The following is a 20,903-nucleotide window of genomic DNA, read 5'->3' as shown; positions in this document are numbered from 1 at the left end:
GCTTGGTTTGGCGCGCCGGCTCGTCAGCTCAATCGTTTGACAAGCTCGTCATACTCCGGGCTTTTCAGGAAATTGTCGATCGAGATATGCTCGGCGTCCGGCGCCTTCGCTCTCGCGCGGTCGGTCAGCGACTTGTGCGTAATGACGATATCGGCATCGCCGGGAATATCGTTGATCGCGGTATTGACGACGGTAACGTTCACTCCGGCTTCCTTCATCTTCTTGCGCAAAATCGACGCGCCCATCGCGCTCGAGCCCATGCCGGCGTCGCACGAGAAGACGATTTTGTTCACGGCTGCCGCTTCCTTTACGGCCGATGCCGCCGATGTCACCGATGCCACCGAAGCCGCTGCTGCCGGAGCCGCCGCAGGCTCGCTCCTGCCGGCCTGCTTCATCTGCTTCATTCTCGCTTCGGCCTGCTCCAGATCCTCTTCCTGCTTTCGGCTCGTCTTAAGCAGCACGGCCGAGATAAGGAAGGATACGACCGTCGCGGCCACAACCCCGGACAACACCGGCAGCAGGCCGCCTTTGGGCGCCATCGCAATATAAGCGAAGATGCTTCCCGGCGAAGGCGTTGCGACCAGTCCGGCATTAAGCAGGGCAAAGGTGAACGTGCCGGCCACGCCGCCGGCCATCGCCGCCAGAATCAGCCGGGGATTCATCAAAATATAAGGGAAGTAAATCTCATGAATCCCGCCGAAGAAATGAATGACCGCCGCGCCGGGCGCCGATTGCTTCGCCGTTCCCCGTCCCGCCAGCCAATATGCGAGCAGGATGCCGAGTCCGGGTCCCGGGTTCGATTCCAGCATGAAAATGATCGATTGGCCGGTCTGCGACGTCTGGTCGAGCGCGATCGGACCAAGCACGCCGTGGTTGATGGCATTATTGAGAAACAGCACCTTGCCCGGCTCGATAAGCAGGTTCGCCAGCGGCAGCAGGCCTGTGTTGATCAGGAACCCGACGCCGGCGGCCAACGCCTGGCTGATCGCCTGAACGACCGGTCCGATGGCCGTGTAAGCTAAGATGGCCAGCACGCCCCCGATAATCCCCGACGAAAAATTGTTCACCAGCATTTCGAAGCCGGAACGAATCTTTCCTTCCACCGCTTGGTCGAACTTTTTCAAAACCCAGGCGGATGCGGGGCCGAGGATCATCGCTCCCAAAAACATCGGAATTTCCGAGCCGACGATGATGCCCATGGTGGTCACGGCGCCGATGACCCCGCCGCGGGTGCCGTGAATCATCTGCCCGCCGGTATAACCGATCAGCAGAGGAAGCAAATATTTGATCATCGGATCGACCAGCTGCGCCAAATGTTCATTCGGAAGCCGGCCTGTCGGAATAAATAATGCGGTGATAATGCCCCATGCGATGAAGGCGCCTATGTTCGGCATGACCATTCCGCTGAGAAAGCGGCCGAACCGCTGAACAGCAACCCGAACGCCTCCTGCCGGCCTTTCTTTCGATGCTGCCATGTTCATGTGGATTTTCCCCCTTTTTCATCAAAGGTTATCAGTAAAAATGTCACCGTTTTTTCACCTTCATCTTAAAGCAGGCCGCCTTGTCCGCTCAATCAAATGATATGTTCGTTCCGTCATCATCGCTGTTGACAACATTTAATAAAGTCCTGCCGGCCGCCGCCGCATGCCCGCCGCTCTAAGCGCCAGGCCAGGACGAACCGCGTCGGGCCGATCCTTATTATGCCGAAATGTTCCAGCGAAAATGTACGGTCAAGAAATTCGGTTGGTGCTTGACGATAGAGACGCTTTTGCTTACAATGGAAACCAAGAGATATCATTGTAGTTTCCCTGGTTTACACTATCTTCATGACGGGAGGTCGTCATTCACATGGAAGATGCCGCTCGGGCGCGCATTATTCACGCGGCTGCGGAGCTCTTCAATGCCAAAGGCTACCGCAGCGTCACGCTCAGCGAATTGGCGGCGCGGCTTGGCATGAGCAAAAAAACGCTGTATCAGTTCTTCAGCGGCAAGGAAGAGATTGCCGCGGCAGTGCTGGAACGGGCGATGAACGCCATTGCCGGCAAGGTTGCCGAGATCACCTCGCGCGAAGACGATCCGGTTCGCCTGTTTGAAGAGACGTTCCGCGGCATCAAGCAGGAAATCAGCAGTCTCAGCCCGCTGTTTCTGGAAGATGTACAGAAGCACCTTCCCGAGCTGTGGGGGAAGGTCGAATCGTTTCGCGCCCGCCAGCTGTCGTTTATCGAGCATCTGCTTCAGCGGGCGCAGCAAGCGGGCATCGCCCGCGAGGTGCCGGTCCGTCTCGTTGCCGTCCTGATGACGGAGAGCATTCAGCACTTCGTTCGTCCCGATTTTGCCGCCAGACACGGGGTTGCGATGGCCGATATCGCCGACACGCTGTTTACGCTGTTTATCGAGAGCATCCGTATTCGCCGGGAACCGTAATATTCGTATTTTCCAGAAAACGCAATATTCGTATTTTCCAGAAACGGTAATCCCGCCTGGCAGTGCACACGATCCTATAAGGAGAAATGCATGATGAGCAAGCTTGTCCTTCATTTCCGGGAGATCGACAAGAGCAGTCTGCCGCTGGTCGGCGGCAAAGGCGCCAATTTGGGCGAAATGACCCGCGCAGGCTTTCCCGTTCCGCCCGGGTTTTGCGTGACGACGGAGGCGTATCGCGCCTTTATCGGGCAAAGCGCCAAGATGGACGCTTATTTCCGGCAGCTTGAGCGCATGGAGGCGGGCGACCTGGACGCCATCGCGGAGCTGGGCCGTTCCATTCGCGAGCATATGAGCTCGCTGCCTATGCCGGGGCCCATTCGCGAAGCGATCGCGGACAGTTGGCGCCGCTTAGGCGAGAACAAAGCGTACGCCGTCCGCTCCAGCGCGACGGCCGAGGATTTGCCGACCGCCTCGTTCGCCGGCCAGCAGGATACGTATCTGAACGTGCGCGGAGAGGAGCAGCTGCCTGACGCCGTACGCCGCTGCTGGGCGTCGCTGTTTACCGATCGGGCGATTTCGTACCGGGCCAAACACCGCTTCGACCATCGCGGCGTGCATCTCTCGGTCGTCGTCCAGCAGATGGTATTTCCCGACGTATCGGGCATTATGTTTACCGCCGATCCGATCAGCGGCCACCGCGGCACGGTCTCGATCGACACCAGCTTCGGGCTGGGAGAGGCGCTCGTGTCGGGACTCGTCTCGGCCGATCTGTACCGGGTTCGTTCGGGAGCGATTGTGGAGAAGAAGATCGCCAGGAAAAAGGCGGCGATCTATTCGCTGCCCGAAGGCGGCACCGTGACGAAAGAGCTGCCCGCACCGCTGCAGGAAAGGCAGGCGCTCGAGGACGGGCAAATTGCAGAGCTGGCGGAGCTCGGCAAGCGGATCGAGCGGCATTACGGCGCGGAGCAGGATATCGAATGGTGCTGCGAGAACGGACAATGGTTCATCGTGCAGAGCCGTCCGATCACCTCGCTGTATCCACTACCCAAAGTGCCCGCGACGCCAGGGGAGCCGCCTCATCTGCTGCTCTCGTTCGGGCATCAGCAGATGATGACAGAGGCGATGACGCCGACGGCGCTGTCTGTGCTGCGGACGATGTTCCCGTTCGGCAAGCCGGCGCTCCGCTCCGAGAGCGAGCTGACGTATGCCGCCGGCGGAAGGATGTACGTCGATATTACCCCTTTGTTCCAGCTGAGGTTGCTCCGCAGACGCTTCCCTCAGCTGCTCGGCAATATCGACGAGATGATGAGCCTGGGCGTGAGCGAATTCCTCACCAAAGAAGCCGCCGCTTGCGACCGCTTGCCGGGCAGGCCGGGGCTGAGACGAGGGCTGCTGACCTTCGTCGGGCCTATCGTGGCCCGATCGATCGGCGGCCTGCTCTTCGGCGATCCTTCCCGGGCGGTTCATTCGCTCGACGCCAAGATCGAAGCCTGGGCGAAGCAGTGCGAGCAGCGGCTGTCCGGCGTCGCCGGGGCGGAGCGAATCGCCCGCATTCAGGAGCAGGCGGGAGCGCTGCTGCGCACCTTCTTTCGCGAGCTGCTGCCTTACCCGCTGCCGGGGATCGTCGCTGGCAAGCTGATCGCCGCGCTGGCCAAGCGATGGCTGGGGGAAGCCGATGCGATCCATTCGCTGAACAAGTCGCTGCCGGGCAATATTACGAGCGAAATGGGGCTCATGATCGGCGATCTGGCCGATGCCGCCAGGCCGTATCCGCAGGTCGCGGAGCTCATTGGCAGCGGCGATTCAGCCCGCTTCCGCGAGCGGCTGAACGAGGCGGAAGGCGGCGAGGCGTTCGCCCGGGAGTGGGAGCGGTTCATGCGCTTTTACGGCATGCGCTGCCCCGGGGAGATCGACGTGACCCGCCCGCGCTGGCGCGAGGATGCGGGCACGCTGCTGCCGGCGGTCGCCAGCCATATGCGCAGCGTGAAGCCGGGCGAGCACCGGCGCAAGTTCGAGCAGGGCGCGCAGGAAGCGGAAGCGGCCGCGCAGCGGCTGCTGGAACGGCTGCGCCGGCAGCCGTTCGGCCGCCTCAAAGCGCGGCTAATGTCCCGACTCATCCACGTATTTCGCCATCGGATGGCGCTGCGCGAGCATCCGAAATATGCGATGATGCGGCAGTTCGGCCATTTTCGGGAGGCGCTGCTGGAGGAGGCCCGCTCTCTGGTGAAAGCGGGGACGCTGCAGCGGGAAGGCGACGCCTTTTACCTCACGCCGGACGAATGGCTTGCGCTCGCTGAAGGCCGGCCTGCCGCCGATTTGGAGCAGCTGCTGGAGCAGCGCAAGCGCGACCTGGCCTGGTACCGCACGCTGACGCCGCCGCGGCTGATGACCAGCGAGGGCGAGCAGCTGACCGGCCGGCGGCAGCGGCAGGATGTGCCGGAGGGCGCCCTGCTCGGCACGCCGGTCTCGGCCGGCGTGGTGGAGGGCATCGCCCGCGTCGTGCTGCGCCCCGAGGAAGCGAAGCTCAGCGAGGGGGAGATCCTGATCGCCCCGTTCACCGATCCGGGCTGGACGCCGCTGTTCCATTCGGCGGTCGGCCTCGTCATGGAAGTCGGGGGCCTGATGACTCACGGCGCCGTTGTAGCCCGCGAGTACGGGCTGCCGGCCGTTGTCGGCATCGACGGGGCAACCAGCCGGATTCCGGACGGCGCCCGAATCCGGCTCGACGGAACCCGCGGCTATGTGGAGGTGCTCGTGCCGCCCGGCGATAATCGGTCCTAACGCGGCTGCCATGGAGCGGATTCCGGCATGCCAAGAGGCTGCTGCCCTCTTGGCATGCCGAAGCATGTATGGCCGGTTTTCGGGGCGCGCCATTCGAACATTCCCTCTCTGCTGGAGGTTAAATAATTCCGGGGGCCGCTGCATATACATGCTTTGAGGTGGTCCTTGTGAAGAACAACGCCGGCGATTTCAATTGGTCCAAACTGCCCAAAGGCGCGGAAGAAGTGCTCGGCGAAGACTTCTGGAACGATTTCCGCCAGTTTTTCCCGAAGAAGGGGCCGAGTCTGGATCTGTTCGAGACGGAGAAGGAAGGCATCCTGTACATGGAACTGCCCGGGCTGCAGTCCATTCGCGATATTACGATCCGGCAGAACGGAACGCATTTGATCATTTTCGGATATATTCCCGGTCATTCGACGGATTCGAAGGGCAAAGCCCTTGTCCAGGAACGATTTACCGGCGCCTTCGAAAGGCAGGTGCCGATACCCTTCTTATACGCCAGCCAGCAGGTGTCGGCCAAATATCGCAACGGTCTGCTTGAAATCCGTCTGCCGAAAATATCGATGGACCGGCAAATTCATGTGAATTTCGAATAAACAGCTTTTGGAGGTGACCAAAGTGGTTCATATCCAGTTCCAGCATGTCCAGATCGACCAGCTCAAAGACGCTTCCGCCGTCTTCTCCGGGGACAACCTGCAGCGGAACTTCTCATCGATAGTGCGAAAAAGCGAAGGGAACGGCAGCGTCATCGGCGACAGCAACGTCATTATTGGCAACGCCCATACGGTCCGGAACTATCGCGAACCTTTGAAAGCCGAGTGATTCGTTTGTTTTGGCGCCGACAACCGAAACGGAAGCCTGCTGCCCCTTCCGCTCAATCGCTGCAGCAGCAGCTGGACGACCTCAAGGCAGCGATCGCCCGCCTGCAGCGCACGAAGGAACAGAGCATCGAGGTTCATTTTCACATCGATAAAGTGGATATTCATCAGCCGACGCTGGATCAACTATCGTTCCGGCTCGATCAGCTCGATATCGAGCAGTTGAGCGGAGCATTGAATATCGGCAACAATTTCGGCGTCAATATCGGAGATAAGAAGAAGAGCGCCGCGGCCAAGGAAGAGCGAATCCGGCCCGGAAAAAGCGCCGTGACCCAAACAGGCAAAGGATACTCCATATCCTTTCCAGCGAAGGAGGAGCCATGACCGTGCTATCCCCGAATTTTTTTATCGGCACGATTCGCATAGGCACCGTCGAAGGGGCCTCCTGCGTCAATTTCGGCAACAACGCCCCCTCGGGATTCGAAAGCTACAAAAAGCAAAGCCAAGGGCTCGGCAGCATCAGCGGGGACGGCAATCACATCGAGGGACTGCGCTCCCTGCTGAACGACGCCGCGTTCATGGATCTGCTCATTAACCGGGACGAAGCGGAAATCCCCGAATGGATTCAGCAGCAAATCGCTGAGAAAATAAGAAATACGTCATCGACGCCCATTCAAGGATGAACGGGCGGTGGTCTAGCGGTCGTTTTTCTTGGTACAGAAAGTCGCGCCTCGCTTTAATCCTTTAGCGAAGTGAAACTTTCTGCAACCGTTAAACAAAGGGACTAATCCGTCCCTTTCCCCTCTTTCGCCCCTTCTTCATCGCCTTGACCGGCACCGTTGCGAATCGGCATATCGATCTGATCGTTATCGTAGATCACATTGATATTGTGCGACAGCAGATTCATCTCCCCGATGACCGTCCCCTGCGCGCTGTTTTGTTTCGTCTGCGCCTGCCAGTTCAATTGCAGGTTCGAGCCTACGAATACCCCGGCATTGCCGCTGACGCTACTGATCCGGATCGAGTCAAATACAATATTCATGGATGCCTTCCTCAAGCCTGAACGTTAGGCGAGGGATTGTTCAATTCGGAAGCGTTCAACGGCACATCGATGAAGTCGTTGTCTACGATGACATTCAAGTTGCCGGCTACCGCCGACAAGCCGTTTTGCTGTCCTGCAGCCAGATTGCTCTTTCCTTGAATCGTCCATCCCTGCAGGTTGTTCTGTCCGGTCGAAATCGCCGAATTGTTGCTCTGCGTATTGACTGCGATCTGATTGAAAATGATGGCGAACGGCATGCGGCATCCTCCTTGTCAACACAATTCTTGATTTCGAGCTCCTTGCTTCACCAATGCATTATATTCGCCCATGCCGGAAAGGTGCCGGAGAGCGGTGCATCTATGGCTGATGCTACCAATCGGTATGCCCATCGGATAAAATCCGATATGTACATCATGCGCCGGCCGCGCTGATCCTGGGGCCGCTAGACGTCGCTCCCGCCAAGCGGTCGGCGTCGAAACCGGGGAGAACATCGCCGGGGTGCTTCATACCGGCTACCCGGCGGTCATTCCGCCCGCACAGCCGCGCACGCCCGCCGAGCAGCTGCTGACCGTCATCAACCGCTGAGCGAACCACGTTCGCCGAAACCAGGCTCCCCGGCGAGCCGGTCTGCTTCGCGATCCCGGGCAAAGGCGCGCTGCGCAGCGAGCAGGAAGCATTCCCGCTGCAGCCCGGGGAAGCTTTTTGCCTGCAAAATCAAAGGCCAGAGCAGCTCCCGAAGCTGGCCTCTGCTTGAATACTTACTAAATTTAAGGTACACTAAAAAAGTGAGTTATTTAGGACAAGGGGGTTATTCTATTGACCGAGCGTGCAAACGATATGGAAATCGGGATCAGCACTTTCTTGGAAGCGACGGCTGACCCGGTCACCGGCAAGGCGATCAGCCATGCCGAGCGGCTGCGCAACGCCGTGGAGGAGATCGTCGTCGCCGACCAGGCCGGGCTCGACGTATACGGCATCGGCGAGCATCACCGGGCTGACTATGCCGCCTCGGCGCCCGCGGTCGTCCTGGCCGCCGCAGCCGCCATGACCAAGCGCATCCGGCTGACCAGCGCCGTCACGGTGCTGTCCTCGGACGATCCGGTGCGCGTCTATCAGGCGTTCTCCACGCTGGACGGCCTCTCGAACGGCCGGGCGGAGATTATGGCGGGCCGCGGCTCGTTCATCGAGTCGTTCCCGCTGTTCGGCTACAGCCTGGACAATTACGACGAGCTGTTTGAAGAAAAGCTGGAGCTGCTGCTGAAGATTCGCGCCTCGGAGAAGGTGACCTGGCAGGGGCGGCATCGGCCGGCGATTCACAATCTCGGGGTATATCCCCGCTCCGTTCAAGATCCGCTGCCGGTCTGGATCGCCAGCGGCGGCAATCCGCAGTCGGCGGTGCGGGCGGGCATGCTCGGCCTCCCCATCGCCTTCGCGATCATCGGCGGCATGCCGGAGCGGTTCGCCCCGCTGGTTGAGCTATACAAGGAAGCAGCGAAGCGGGCCGGCCACGATCCGGCCAAGCTACAGATTGCGACGCATTCGCACGGCTTCGTCGCCGATACGACAGAGGAGGCGGCCGAGCTCTTCTTCCCGCCGACGCAAGCGCAGATGAACGTCATCGGGCGGGAGCGCGGCTGGCCGCCATACGACCGCGCGGCCTACGATGCGGCGCGCAGCCTGCGCGGAGCTCTCTATGTCGGCGATCCGGAATATGTGGCCGAGAAGATTCTGCTGCTGCGCAAGCATCTGGGCGTAACCCGCTTCTTCCTGCACGTGAACGTGGGCACGATGCCTCATCGCGAAGTGCTGCGGGCCATCGAGCTGCTGGGCACCCGGGTCGCCCCGATCGTCCGCAAGGAGCTGGCCCGGCTCGCCGGGCAGCAGTAAGCGGAGCCGCTTGCCCGGGCTATGGCTCCCCCTTCTCCTGACCGGCTGACCGAACAGGCGCAAGTCCCGTGCCGAAGGGGCCCCTGCCGAGGCTCTGCCCGCTGGATCTGGCGGCCGCCAGGCTTTGCATGATTTGCCGCCCTTGAAGGCATACTTTACCTACACAATTGTTGTCGAGGGGTGGCGTCATGCAAGGGACAATCTGGAAGAACGTCGTTATGTCGGTATCGGCAGCGATCATTTTGCTGCTCGTCGTGCTCGGGGCGTTCGCTCCTGACGCTTTCGGCGAAGTATCGGGCACGCTGTTCCATTTAACAACGGAGTATTTCGGCTGGTTTTATTTGCTCGCCATCTTCGTCATCATCCTCTTTCTGGTCGGGCTGGCGATCAGCAAATACGGCGGCATTCGTCTGGGCGGAGATCAGGAGCGGTCGGAGTTTTCCTTTTTCACCTGGATTGGCATGCTGTTTTCCGCCGGCTTCGGCTCGGGGCTTGTCTTCTGGGGAGTGGCTGAGCCGATGAGCCATTTTTACTCGCCGCCATTCGCCAATATTGCCGGGCTGTCGGAGGATGCGGCCCGGGTCGCCATGGGCTACGCCTTTTTCCACTGGGGCATCAGCCAATGGTCGGTCTTCGCCATCACCGGACTCGTCATCGGCCTGCTGCAGTTCCGCAAGCAGAAGAACGGGCTGATTTCCACCGCGCTGGAGCCGGTCACAGGCGAGAAGCCGGCGGTTAGAAACACGATCGATTCGTTCGCCGTCATCGCCACCGTCATGGGCATGGCCACCTCGATCGGTCTCGGCATCATGCAGATGAACGGGGGACTCAATGCGGTAGCCGGCACCACGAATTCGTTCGGCATTCAGCTCGTGATAATCGCGGTCATCTTCATCGCCTATATGTTGTCGTCTACCACCGGCCTGTACAAAGGCATCAAGTATTTGAGCAATCTCAACCTGGGGCTTGCTGTCGTCTTTCTTGTGTTCGTATTCGCGGCAGGGCCGACCGTCTTTATCCTTGAGTCGATGACGCTGGCGCTGGGAGACTACATCTCGAACTTTATCAGCTACAGTCTGCGGCTGCAGCCTTATCAAGGGGGGACGTGGATACGCGACTGGACCATTTTTTATTGGGCGTGGGCGATCGCCTGGTCGCCTTTCGTCGGGGCGTTCGTGGCCCGCGTGTCCAAGGGGAGGACGATCCGCGAGTACATTCTGGGGGTTATGTTCATTCCGCCGGCGATTGCTTGCGTATGGATCGCGGCCTTTGGCGGCACGGCCCTGTGGTACGATCTGCATCGCCAGACCGGAATCGCCGGCGCCGTGCACGCCGACCTGACGTCCGCGCTGTTCCAATTGTTCCAGCAGCTTCCGTTATCCGGAATCATGTCGGCGCTTTCCATCCTGCTGATTTTGACCTTCCTGGTGACATCGGCTGACTCCGCGACGTTCATCCTGGCCAGCATGACGACAGGCGGCAGCCTGAATCCGCCGCTGTCGGCCAAGGTGATCTGGGGCGTGCTGATGTCCGCCATCGCCGGGGTATTATTGTATGCGGGCGGACTGGAGGCGCTGCAGACGGCCTCGCTCGTAGCGGCTCTGCCGTTCACGGTGCTGCTCCTGCTGCTGATCGCCGCCGTCGTGAAGCTGCTCCGCAAGGAGCCGCTGCCGATCCGCAAGGCCGACGTGCGCCGGTTCCTCCGTCTGGAGGAGGCCGTCAAGAAGCTGGAGCGCAGGGGCGGACGAGAGACCGCCAAAGCGCGGACCGGCAAGGACCCGAAGTAGCGGCGCCCGCCGGTTCTCCGCCTGCGGCGGCAGCCGGTTCCTTGCGGGGAGGGCGGTTACGCCGCCTGCGCTTGATTGCGCCTTTGCAGGAGATACAGCAGCGAGCAGACGACGGCTACGCCGCCGACAGCGGTCATGCCCCAAAAAACATTGGCATACGCCGCGTCGAGCGGAAGTTTGTGCTGCAGCGCGATCGACGCGCTGGCTACGGCTACGCTGAACGCGCCGCTGAAAAATTGCAGCAGCTGAAACAGGCCCATGCCTGCTCCGATCTGCTCCTTGGGCACGATGCGCGATATTTCGTTCGATACGCTCGTCGTCAGCGCCGAGAAGCTGAGGCTGAGCAGAATGTAGCAGGCGGCAATGGCATAGATCCAGTGCGTAGCCGTCAAGGCGAGCGCAGCGGCGGCCGCCATGAGAAACCACGGAGCATAGCGAATGAGCAGGCCGTTGCCGTAGCGGTCGATCATTCGCCCGATCCGGTTCGACGCCAGCATCGTCAGTATCGCTCCGGGGAACAGGATCAGGCCGGACTGTCCCGGCATCAAGTGAAACTGATGAGACAGCAGCTGCGGAAGCAGAAACAACGTCATGAAGCTGCACATATACGCCGTAATGCCGAGCGCGTTCAAGCTCATGTAGGACTTGTTGCCAAGCAGCGCCGGCTGCACGAACGGGTAGGCGGCGCGGCGAATGCGTACCCAGAACAGGATCAGGCTGAGCAGTCCGGCCGCAAGCACGATCCAGGAGCCGCGGGTCAAGAACATCAGAATTCCCGTCGTGCCGACGCCGATCAACATCGCTCCGGCAATATCGAAGGAGCCTTGCTGCGGCCGCTCCTTCGGCAGCAGGCGAAAGAATATGGGCACAAACAGCAGCGTCAAGCCAGTGACGATAAACAAGTCGTTCCAGCCGAGATATTGCGTGATCGCCCCCCCGATGACGGGACCGAGTCCGAGTCCGAGCGAAGCGGCGGACATGATCTTGGCCATCGCTTTGCCCCGGCTCGATAGCGGAACGTATCGGGTGACCAGCACGACGCCCAGCGCGGGCACCGAGGCCGCCCCGGAAGCTTGAATGAGCCGGGCGATCAGCAGCGGCACGTAGTGATGGCTGAAAAACCCGAGCACCGAAGCCAGGCCAAGCGAAAGAAGCCCGATGATCAACAGCCGCCGTATGGGAATAAAATCGGATAACCGCGAATAAGTGATGGAAGAAATCGCGAACACGATCGAGTACCCGGAGACGATCCACGAAGCCGCGACCGACGACAGTTGAAATTCCTTTGTAATTTCAGGCAGAGCCAGATTGAACATCATGGTGTTCATGACCACCAGAACGACCGTGAAGCTGAGCAGCAGAACGATCGGGCCTTCCTTGAACGCCCCAGCGGCAGATGCGGAGGCAGAGGTGGTTGCAGTTGCAGTTGCAGTTGCGGTTGTAGTTGCCGTTGTAGTTGCGGTTGTAATTGCGGTTGCAGCGACGGTTGCGGTTGCGGAAGCAGAAGCCGATTGATCCGGAGCCTTGGAGACCGTCGATTCGTTACTCATGTCAGGGGAACCTCCTTGGTTGAATCCTCCTCCGAACATCTCAACATGCAACAAAGCGGAGGAGCAAAAACAATTTCTATAATTCGATAATTATCGAACAATAGAAATATATCATGGCGTATGCTATAATGCAACCTAGGAATGGTTATTCATTCGGGAGGTAGGTGAACGACGTGAGAGCCTTGTTTCACCCCAATCGACACGAGATCCGTTTATCTGCCGTGCTGTATGCGCTTAGCGATCAGATTCGGCTGCACATCGTCCGGGAACTTGCGCGCCAAGGAGAACAAGCGTGCGGAAGCGTCGATCTTCCGCTTCCGAAATCGACGCTTTCCCATCACTTTAAGGTATTGCGGGAGGCCGGCGTCACCAGCACAAGGATCGAGGGGAATCAGCGCCTCATCTCGCTGCGCCGCGACGATCTTCACGCCCGCTTCCCCGGACTGTTGGAAGCTGTGCTGCAGGCGTCGGAGCCGCTCTAAACGCCCGGTCCTTGTCAGTTCATAGCGGCACATGAGCGACGAATCCTGCAAAAAATGCAACATTTTCCGTATCCTCCGCACCAGAGGAAGGGCAATGTTGCATTTGGTGCAACAATCTGGGGTTGATTGGCTGCAAACTACGATAAACCGGGGGCTGCAAGCGAGCCATGAGTTACAATCTCCTCTCTCACGCAACTGACAAGCGCTATTTAGCTGAATCGTACCCTTTTCAAAATGTTACGCAGGCTGGCAGCGCTATTTTGTCGAAAATGTCCATTCTGGTAGCCAAACATGCGAAATAGGCTGCTCGCTTGCGTTACAATTTCAAATCGTGCGTTTCGAGTGAAATAAGCTCTGTGGCTAGCGTTAGCCTGGGGGTCGCCCGGCAGCCCGGCAAAACGTGAGGCAGATCAGACGCTCCTGGCGACGGAACACCGGCAGCGAGCGTACTAGGTACCGGTATTCCCGCGCCAGTCCGTCAATGCGCTCGGCAGGCAGCCGTGCAAAGCGCGGTTTGCAACGTGAGGCAGCAAGCGAGCAAGCCAGCCCGGCGGCTCGGGTCCGCCGAATCGCAAGTACCGGGCGACGTTCCTTTGCAGATGCCCCCTCGCTTTAACTCGGGTTAAGGATTTAAACTTTCTAAACTATGGAAAAAGCCGCCCCGCAAACGGGATGGCTTTTCGCTGTATCTGCTGTATCAAAGGTATGTCCGGATGTATCTACGATATGGCCGAAACGAAGTTCAGCCTTTGGCCTTCGGAAGCTCGAACGAGCTTTTCAGCGGCACGATGCGGTTGAACACCAGCTTGTCCGCCGTCGTATGCTTCGGATCGACATTGAAGTAGCCGTGCCGGAAAAACTGAAACTTGTCGTGCGCCTTTGCTTCGCTCATCTCCGGCTCTACCCAGCCCTGCAGCACCTCCAGCGAGTTCGGGTTGATGCTGCGGGAGCCGGCTGCGCCGTTATCGGCCTCCTCGTCTTCCACCTCGCCGTCCAGCACAAGCGGCTCGTACAGCCGGAATTCCGCCGGCACCGCGCGGGTCGCCTCGACCCAATGGATCGTGCCCTTCACCTTGCGCCCCGTAAAGCCGGAACCGCTCTTCGTCTCCGGGTCGTACGTGCAATGAATCTCGACCACGCGACCGTCCGCATCCTTAACGACGTTCTCGCACTTGATGAAATAGGCGTGCTTCAGCCGCACCTCGTTGCCGGGGTACAGGCGGTGGTACTTCGGCGGCGGATTTTCCATGAAATCGTCCTGCTCGATATAAATTTCCCGCGAGAACGGAATTTGCCGCACGCCCATCTCCGGGTTCTCCGCGTTGATCTCGGCGTCCAGCATCTCCACTTGCCCTTCGGGATAGTTCGTGATGACGACCTTCAGCGGCCGCAGCACCCCCATAGTCCGCGGCGCCTTCAGCTTCAGGTCCTCGCGGATGAAATGATCGAGCATGCGGGAATCGACAACGCCGTTGCTCTTCGATACGCCGGTCTCGCGAATGAACGCGCGAATCGCTTCCGGCGTAAAGCCGCGGCGGCGCATGCCGCTGATCGTCATAACGCGCGGGTCGTCCCAGCCGTCCAGCACGCCGTCCTCGATCAGCTTGCGGATGTGGCGCTTGCCGCTGATCGCCCCCGTAATGTACAGCTTGCCGAATTCGTATTGACGCGGCACATTCGGCATCTCGCATTCCCGGATGACCCAATCGTAGAACGGCCGCTGATCCTCGAACTCGAGCGAACAGAGCGAGTGGGTCACGCCCTCGATCGCATCCTCCAGCGGATGGGCGAACGCATACATCGGGTAGATGCACCATTTGTCCCCGGTATGATGATGCGTCGCATGCAAAATCCGATAAATCACCGGATCGCGCAGATTGATGTTCGGAGACGCCATGTCGATTTTGGCGCGCAGCACCTTCTCGCCGTCCTTGAACTCGCCGCTGCGCATACGCTGGAACAGATCGAGGCTTTCCTCGATCGGCCGGTTCCGGTACGGGCTTTCTTGGCCCGGCTCGGTCAGCGTGCCGCGCGTCTCGCGGATTTGCTCCGGCGACTGCTCGTCCACATAAGCTTTGCCCTTGCGGATAAGCAGCAGCGCGCGCTCGTACATCTCCTCGAAATAATCGGATGCGAAGAAGAGCCCTTCCCAATCGAAGCCTAGCCACTGGATGTCTTCCTTGATCGCTTCGACGAATTCCACGTCTTCCTTCGTCGGATTCGTATCGTCGAACCGCAGATGCGTCCGGCCGCCGAATTCGTCCGCCAGCTCAAAGTTGATCGTAATCGCCCGCGCATGCCCGATGTGCAAATAGCCGTTCGGCTCCGGCGGAAAGCGGGTCACAATCGTCTTCGTCTTGCCCGACTTCAAATCCTCGGACATGATCGTCTTGATAAAATTCGAGGAAGACGCCAGCTTCGTCTCTGTTTTCGTGTCCATAATCCCCCAACCTTTCCTACCCTTTAAAATGCTCCAATCGCGAAAGCTCTATCGTTTGGCCAAGGCCTATCCTGATCGTTAGACGATGATCCTCAGCCAATGGTCAGTAACCGAAGTGACGGCCGATGACGAAGGATTCGTTCGTCATCGGCGTCTGCTATGTATAGTTATTATAAACCGTTGCCGGGCAAAAACGAAATTTTTCCCTGAAAATATATGTTTATTCTTGCTTCCCTGCAAAATCCCTTCTTCATATATTGAAAATTTGGCGAAGCTTATCGGCGAATTTTCAACACCGAAGGTGACGACCGATGACGAAGGAGTCGTTCGTCATAGGCGTCTATCTTGAAAATAGCGCTTGGGGCGCGGCCCATTTTCATCTTCTGATGGTGCTGCACAATCCGCCCAAGCCGTGTTCTTTTCAACAGCTGCTCCTTCATGTGCTGTTCCTTCCCGCGCTCCCGTCGAAGCTTAAATCTCTAACGCTCGTGACAAACGCTATTTTGCTGAATCGTACCTTTTTTAAAATGTAACGAAACGTAGTAACGCTATTTGGCCAGAAACGCTGAATCGGGTAGCCCAAAATGCCAAATAAGGCTGCTCACTTGCGTTACAATTTCAAACCGGCCGTTTTGAGGGAAATAAGCTCTGTGGCCAGCGTTAGCTTAAGGTCTGCCCGGCAAACCAGCACCCTAGACTAGCGAGCATGAAGAGACGCTCCACGTCTACATTCGAGCTCCGCGTTAGCCGCCCCCTCCCCCGGCACATGAGACAGCAAATCCTGCAAAAAATGCAACATTTTCCGGCCTCTTCGCCCCCGAGGCAGGGGAATGTTGTATTTTGTGCAACAATTTGGGCGGGATGGGCTCTCAATCGAAGAATATCGCCCGAAATGTTGCACTTTCTACAACATTGAGCCGCGAGTGTCAGTTATCGCCCTGTTTTTGTTGTATAAATTACAACATTTGCTGAGTCTCTTGCAAATAGCCCCGGTCCCACGGCCCAATTTTCACCATCTGATGGTGCCGCGCCAGCGGCTATCAAGAATAGATACCCGCCAAAATCGAGAGAGCAAAGAAGAGAGGACAGCCTCCCCCTCCTCTTTGCGCGCCCTTTATGCCGGAACTGTCGTCCGAGTGGAAAGTTGTTGCAAGTGCCGCAACAGAGCCGGAAGGGCATGCGGTGAAAGCGCGCGGTTTGCCGCATGATGACGGTCAACCACATGGTCGGACATCATGGTCGGGCACGGAACCCCGACGGTTCCCCGACGGTTCCTCGGCGGTTCCCGACGACAGCCTGCGCAGCCCTTGCCCGCCCTTAGGTGCCGCAAAAAGTACGGTACGGACAAGAGGACGGCTCCGGCGGCGCGGCGTATTCGTCCTGCTCCGGGGCGTATGCGTACGGGTTCGCCAGCGCTGCGAGCAGCCGCTCCATCACGCTCAGGTCCCCTTCCTCCACCGCGGCGGACAGCGCCTCCTCGACGCGGTGATTGCGGGGAATGACCGCAGGGTTGCTGCTGCGCATCCGCTCGCGGGAAGCTTCGGCAGCGCCCTGCGCCCCGACGAGCCGGGCATGCCACCGCTCAAGCCACGCCGCAAACTCCGGCGTCCCGGACATGGCGGTTTCTTCCGGCCTGCCCAACGTCAGCAGGCGGAACGTGTTCGTGTAATCGGCCCGGTGCTGCTGCATCAGGTCCAGCAAATCGGTCGCCAGCGCTTCGTCCTGCGAATCCTCGCCGTGAAGGCCCAGCTTCGCCCGCATGCCTGCAAGCCAATGCCTTTGATACAGGCCGCTAAACTCCGAGATCGCATCCTGAGCGAGCCGCACCGCCTGTTCCTCGTCATCGTGCAGCAGCGGCAGCAGCGTTTCGGCGAATCGCGCCAAATTCCAGCCGGCGATCAGCGGTTGGTTGCCGTACGCATAGCGGCCGTACGTGTCGATGGAGCTGAACACGGTCTCCGGATCGTACGTGTCCATGAAGGCGCAAGGGCCATAATCGATCGTTTCGCCGCTCAAGGCCATGTTGTCGGTGTTCATGACCCCGTGAATAAAGCCGACGAGCTGCCATTTGGCGATCAGCGAGGCTTGTCGGCGGATCACTTCCCGCAGCAGGGCGAGGTAGCGATTGTCGGCCTCGGCCGCCTCCGGATAATGCCTCTGCAGCGTGTAATCGGCCAGCGTCCGCAAGTGCTGGACGGTCCCCCCGGCAGCGGCGTACTGAAAGGTGCCGACGCGGATATGGCTGGCCGCGATGCGGGTCAGCACGGCGCCCGGCAGCTCGGTCTCGCGCAGGATCGTCTCGCCCGTCGCCGTGACGGCGAGGCTGCGTGTCGTCGGAATGCCCAGCGCATGCATCGCCTCGCTGATGATGTACTCGCGCAGCATTGGCCCCAGCGCCGCCCGGCCGTCGCCGCGGCGGGAATACGGCGTCTCGCCCGAGCCTTTGAGCTGAATGTCGAACCGCTCGCCCGCGGGCGTCATCTGCTCGCCCAGCAGGAGCGCCCGGCCGTCGCCGAGCATCGTGAAATGCCCGAATTGGTGCCCCGCATAGGCTTGCGCCAAGGGCTCCGCCCCTTCGGGTACGCGGTTGCCGGCCAGCACGGCGGCGCCTTCGGCGCTGCGCAGCGCCTGCTCGCTTAGCCCCAGCGAAGCGGCCAGCGGGCCGTTCAGCACGACCAGCTTCGGTGCGCGCACCGGGGTCGGGCCCAGCCTGGAATAAAAGAACTCCGGCAGCCGGGCATAGCTGTTATCGAAGCTCCACCCGGTATCGAGGGTTGATGGTAATTGTGTCATCGTGACTCCTTATCGGTTGAATTAGATGCCTATGACGAACGAATCCTGTGTGGAGCGGCCGTCCCCTTCGTTTCGGTACTAAAAATTCAAGGGCAGACTTCGCCAATAGCTCACAGGTAGCGGCTCCCTTTAAGGATATCTTACGTTTATATATTATACCAAATGATCCAGATTTGAAGCGCACCGACCCTCTTCCGATGATCCCGCTACGACAACAATAACCATAAATCGCCGAGGCAAACGCCGGTCCTTCCCTGGAAACCCGGTTAAATATTCGCATAAACAGGAACAATAGTAGTTGCATTCCGGGAAGTAGTTGCATTCCGGGAGCTTGATACGGGGGGGAAGACAACGCATGCTCATTTTGATGACCGTTATCCTTTTGCTCGTCTGTCTAGTGATTTCAAATATTATCAGCCATTATGTCCCGTCCATCCCTACGGCGCTCACGCAAATCGCGCTGGGAATTCTCATTGCCCTCGGGTTTCCTGCCATCCATCTGGAGATCGAAACGGAATGGTTCCTGCTGCTGTTTGTCGCCCCGCTCCTGTACAACGACGGCAGGCATTTCCCTCGCGAAGAGCTATGGAAAATGCGGGGCTCGATCCTCGGCAACGCCGTCGTTCTCGTTCTGCTGACCACGATCGGCGGGGGATACTTCATCCATTGGATCATTCCCGAAATCCCGCTTGCTGCCGCTTTCGCCCTGGCCGCCATTCTGTCGCCTACCGATCCCGTCGCCGTGAACGGCATCGCCAAACGAATTCATTTGCCGGAACGGGTGCTCAACCTCGTCCGGGGGGAATCGCTGATCAACGACGCTTCGGGTCTGGTCGCCTTCAAATATGCCGTTGCGGCGGTCGTGACCGGAGTTTTCTCGCTGCGGGAAGCTGTGTTCGATTTTACATATATGTTCATCGCGGGAGCGGTTCTCGGCCTGCTGCTCAGCCTGGCCTTGACGTGGGTCCGGTTTACGCTGCGCAAACAGGGCATTCATGACGCGACCTTGCATTCTTTGCTGCAAATTTTATCCCCTTTTGTTATCTATATCGTTACCGAGGACTTTTTGCACGCTTCCGGCGTCATCGCCGTCGTCGTAGGGGGCATCGTGCATGCTTTGGTGAAAGAGCGAACGGAAACGATGCTGGCCGAGGAGCAGATGCTGACGGAAAATCTGTGGTCGACGGTAACCTTTACTTTGAACGGCATCGTTTTCCTGCTGCTCGGGCTGATCATCCCGTCTTCCATGCAGGCAACGGTGGAAAATCCCAATATCGGCAACGCGCTGGCGATTGGCTACGTGGCAGCCATCGGATTCGTCATTCTGGCGATACGGTTCCTCTGGTCGCTTTATTCGACCTCTTACGAATACCACGTCAAAAAAGCGAAGGATGCCGAAAAGCCGAGTGTGCGGACAAGCTTGCTGGTGACGCTCACAGGCGTTCGGGGCGCCTTGACGATGGCCGGCGTGCTGTCCATTCCTTTGGCTGTCGCCAGCGGAGCGGCTTTTCCCGAGCGTTCGCTGATTCTGTTTCTGGCGGCCGGTGTCGTCTTGTTTACCTTGGTTGCGGCCACCGTCTTATTGCCCTTGCTCAGCAAAGGAACGCTCGCGGAAGGAGAGGCCGGCGACTATTTGGATCTGAACGAGGCGAAAATGCGGCTTTGGAGGGCAGCGCTGAAGAAGATCAAAGCAGAAATGAACGAAGACAACGAAGCTGCCGCCTACCGCTTGATCGACGAATACAAAATGCAGTTCAAGCTCGGCTGGCTTCAGGGCAGCCCGGCGCATTTGCGGCAAATGACTGAGATTCGGCTGCTGGGCCTGAAGGCCGAACGAAATTACATTCGCGAGACGATGGAAAACGGCGGAATGGATGAGGAGATGTTCGAAGCTTTCGAGCGGTCGCTTGACCTGCGGGAAGAAGCGCTCTCCCGCAACGTACACACCCATTTGGCGCATCTGATCGGAAGGGTGCTCCGGGAATGGCGGCGTTCCTCCGGCAAACGCTCCCGCACGCCAGACAAGAACAAGCGCTTGGGCGTGCTGCATCAAGGCCGGGACGTTCAGCTCCAGGCCCTGCAAGCGGCCGTCCAATATTTGAAGGCGCACGCCGAAACCGGCGAACAGCGCGATAACGTCTACGCCGTCATTCTCGATTACGAGAGGATGATCGCCCGCCTGAAGCGGCCCGAGGCGCGTTTTGACGAACAAATGGAGGCGCAGAAGGAACAGCTGCGGATTGCGGTTATGGATGCGGAGCGCGCGGAAATCCACAGCTTGTATGAAGCCGGCAGCATCAGCCGCGAGCAGGCTAGGGAGCTGCGCCGAATGATCAACTCGATGGAGAGCGTCGCTTTGTACGAGCATGTGGAATAGGGGCGGTACGAAAGGTTTGATCACCATTTTATATAGTCTCACTATAATTCATTGTTTCCTCATTCTCATCTCGGCGCTCATTTGATTTAATCCAACAGTCGTCCTTAAAGATTAGAGGGCAAAAGACAACATAAGGGGCTATGGCAACGCTGACTTTTAAATCATGAACAAGGAACCCTCCCCCTTACATTTGATCTACTATTATTCTATTTTTCCAACCTACTTTACCTGAATCCGTGACATGGATTTAGCCTAAGTTACAGGTTTGGTATTTTGTGGATGATTTTAGTGATTTACCTGGAAAGAGGAGTTCGAATGGATCATCATTTTGTGCCTTTCAGTCTGCATCATCTGTTTGTAGGCATGCCAAATAAGCCTGTCTTTTTGCAGGTCATTGCATGGGGTTGGACGGCATTTCGCTAGTTTAAGCAAATGCTTGGTAGATGCGTCTTGCGGTGAGAAACCAAGGACTGTTGCAGCCAAAGTTAAGAGCGATTCTCCCGGCGTGACGGACGAACCGTG

The 20,903-nt window shown here is 58.7% G+C and carries 19 protein-coding genes; 10 read left to right on the top strand and 9 right to left on the bottom strand.

Features of this window, described 5'->3' with window-relative positions; genetic code table 11:
• Nucleotides 1-23: 23 nt before the first annotated feature.
• Nucleotides 24-1,481 (bottom strand): PTS mannitol transporter subunit IIBC, encoded by a 1,458-nt coding sequence (locus F591_RS0122905; protein WP_019536941.1) that lies wholly within the window; start codon nt 1,479-1,481, stop codon nt 24-26.
• A gap of 367 nt (nt 1,482-1,848) precedes the next feature.
• Here F591_RS0122905 and F591_RS0122900 point away from each other — a divergent pair, with 367 nt between their 5' ends.
• The 6 genes from F591_RS0122900 to F591_RS0122875 all read left to right on the top strand — a co-directional run bounded on the left by F591_RS0122900 (nt 1,849) and on the right by F591_RS0122875 (nt 6,706).
• The gene (locus F591_RS0122900) at nt 1,849-2,424 is read left to right on the top strand and encodes a TetR/AcrR family transcriptional regulator (RefSeq protein ID WP_019536940.1); all 576 of its coding nucleotides are present in this window, start codon (nt 1,849-1,851) and stop codon (nt 2,422-2,424) included.
• A gap of 90 nt (nt 2,425-2,514) precedes the next feature.
• Nucleotides 2,515-5,205, top strand: a complete 2,691-nt coding sequence (locus F591_RS0122895) for a phosphoenolpyruvate synthase (protein ID WP_245581109.1) — start codon at nt 2,515-2,517, stop codon at nt 5,203-5,205.
• 167 nt (nt 5,206-5,372) lie between these two features.
• Nucleotides 5,373-5,801: an Hsp20/alpha crystallin family protein gene (locus tag F591_RS0122890; RefSeq protein WP_019536938.1), complete on the top strand. Its 429-nt coding sequence runs from the start codon at nt 5,373-5,375 to the stop codon at nt 5,799-5,801.
• A gap of 22 nt (nt 5,802-5,823) precedes the next feature.
• On the top strand, nt 5,824-6,027 hold the full coding sequence (locus F591_RS0122885; protein WP_019536937.1) for a hypothetical protein: 204 nt from the start codon (nt 5,824-5,826) through the stop codon (nt 6,025-6,027).
• A 5-nt stretch (nt 6,028-6,032) separates the two neighbouring features.
• Entirely contained in the window at nt 6,033-6,407 is a 375-nt protein-coding gene (locus F591_RS28820; protein ID WP_019536936.1) for a hypothetical protein, read from the top strand.
• Complete coding sequence (locus F591_RS0122875; RefSeq protein ID WP_019536935.1) at nt 6,404-6,706, top strand: hypothetical protein; 303 nt, start codon at nt 6,404-6,406, stop codon at nt 6,704-6,706. The genes F591_RS28820 and F591_RS0122875 overlap by 4 nt, the downstream gene beginning before the upstream one ends.
• 101 nt (nt 6,707-6,807) lie before the next feature.
• Here the strand turns inward: F591_RS0122875 and F591_RS28815 are convergent, their stop codons facing one another.
• From F591_RS28815 to F591_RS31715, 3 genes are all read right to left on the bottom strand, one after another.
• Nucleotides 6,808-7,065 (bottom strand): hypothetical protein, encoded by a 258-nt coding sequence (locus F591_RS28815; protein WP_019536934.1) that lies wholly within the window; start codon nt 7,063-7,065, stop codon nt 6,808-6,810.
• An 11-nt stretch (nt 7,066-7,076) separates the two neighbouring features.
• On the bottom strand, nt 7,077-7,322 hold the full coding sequence (locus tag F591_RS0122865; protein WP_019536933.1) for a hypothetical protein: 246 nt from the start codon (nt 7,320-7,322) through the stop codon (nt 7,077-7,079).
• Between the two features lie 317 nt (nt 7,323-7,639).
• Nucleotides 7,640-7,783 carry a hypothetical protein gene (locus tag F591_RS31715; protein ID WP_019536932.1) on the bottom strand — a complete coding sequence of 48 codons (144 nt, stop codon included), beginning with the start codon at nt 7,781-7,783 and terminating at the stop codon, nt 7,640-7,642.
• 119 nt (nt 7,784-7,902) lie between these two features.
• Between F591_RS31715 and F591_RS0122850 the strand changes: the two genes are divergently transcribed.
• Nucleotides 7,903-8,952 carry an LLM class flavin-dependent oxidoreductase gene (locus tag F591_RS0122850; RefSeq protein WP_156829671.1) on the top strand — a complete coding sequence of 350 codons (1,050 nt, stop codon included), beginning with the start codon at nt 7,903-7,905 and terminating at the stop codon, nt 8,950-8,952.
• Between the two features lie 188 nt (nt 8,953-9,140).
• On the top strand, nt 9,141-10,739 hold the full coding sequence (locus tag F591_RS0122845) for a BCCT family transporter (RefSeq protein WP_019536930.1): 1,599 nt from the start codon (nt 9,141-9,143) through the stop codon (nt 10,737-10,739).
• Nucleotides 10,740-10,795: 56 nt separating this feature from the next.
• On the opposite strand, the gene F591_RS0122840 is transcribed toward F591_RS0122845, so the two are convergent.
• Nucleotides 10,796-12,289 (bottom strand): MFS transporter, encoded by a 1,494-nt coding sequence (locus F591_RS0122840; protein ID WP_083935592.1) that lies wholly within the window; start codon nt 12,287-12,289, stop codon nt 10,796-10,798.
• Between the two features lie 173 nt (nt 12,290-12,462).
• Here F591_RS0122840 and F591_RS0122835 point away from each other — a divergent pair, with 173 nt between their 5' ends.
• Nucleotides 12,463-12,771 (top strand): ArsR/SmtB family transcription factor, encoded by a 309-nt coding sequence (locus F591_RS0122835; RefSeq protein WP_026326832.1) that lies wholly within the window; start codon nt 12,463-12,465, stop codon nt 12,769-12,771.
• Between the two features lie 742 nt (nt 12,772-13,513).
• Here F591_RS0122835 and F591_RS0122830 read toward each other — a convergent pair.
• The 3 genes from F591_RS0122830 to F591_RS0122820 form a co-directional block, all read right to left on the bottom strand.
• Nucleotides 13,514-15,211 (bottom strand): glutamine--tRNA ligase/YqeY domain fusion protein, encoded by a 1,698-nt coding sequence (locus tag F591_RS0122830; protein ID WP_019536926.1) that lies wholly within the window; start codon nt 15,209-15,211, stop codon nt 13,514-13,516.
• 275 nt (nt 15,212-15,486) lie between these two features.
• A complete protein-coding gene (locus F591_RS32130; RefSeq protein WP_169445877.1) occupies nt 15,487-15,651 on the bottom strand; it encodes a hypothetical protein in 165 nt (54 codons plus the stop codon).
• An 877-nt stretch (nt 15,652-16,528) separates the two neighbouring features.
• A complete protein-coding gene (locus F591_RS0122820; protein WP_019536924.1) occupies nt 16,529-18,004 on the bottom strand; it encodes a protein adenylyltransferase SelO in 1,476 nt (491 codons plus the stop codon).
• 355 nt (nt 18,005-18,359) lie between these two features.
• Between F591_RS0122820 and F591_RS0122815 the strand changes: the two genes are divergently transcribed.
• Entirely contained in the window at nt 18,360-20,381 is a 2,022-nt protein-coding gene (locus tag F591_RS0122815) for a Na+/H+ antiporter (protein ID WP_019536923.1), read from the top strand.
• A gap of 285 nt (nt 20,382-20,666) precedes the next feature.
• Here the strand turns inward: F591_RS0122815 and F591_RS32430 are convergent.
• Nucleotides 20,667-20,903 (bottom strand): hypothetical protein (locus tag F591_RS32430; protein ID WP_211217619.1); only part of this gene is annotated, 237 nt, incomplete at its 5' end.

This window comes from Paenibacillus ginsengihumi DSM 21568, assembly GCF_000380965.1.
Lineage (GTDB): Bacteria > Bacillota > Bacilli > Paenibacillales > NBRC-103111 > Paenibacillus_G > Paenibacillus_G ginsengihumi.
Note: the sequence above shows the minus strand (reverse complement) of the source record. Positions and strands in the feature narration are given on the sequence as shown.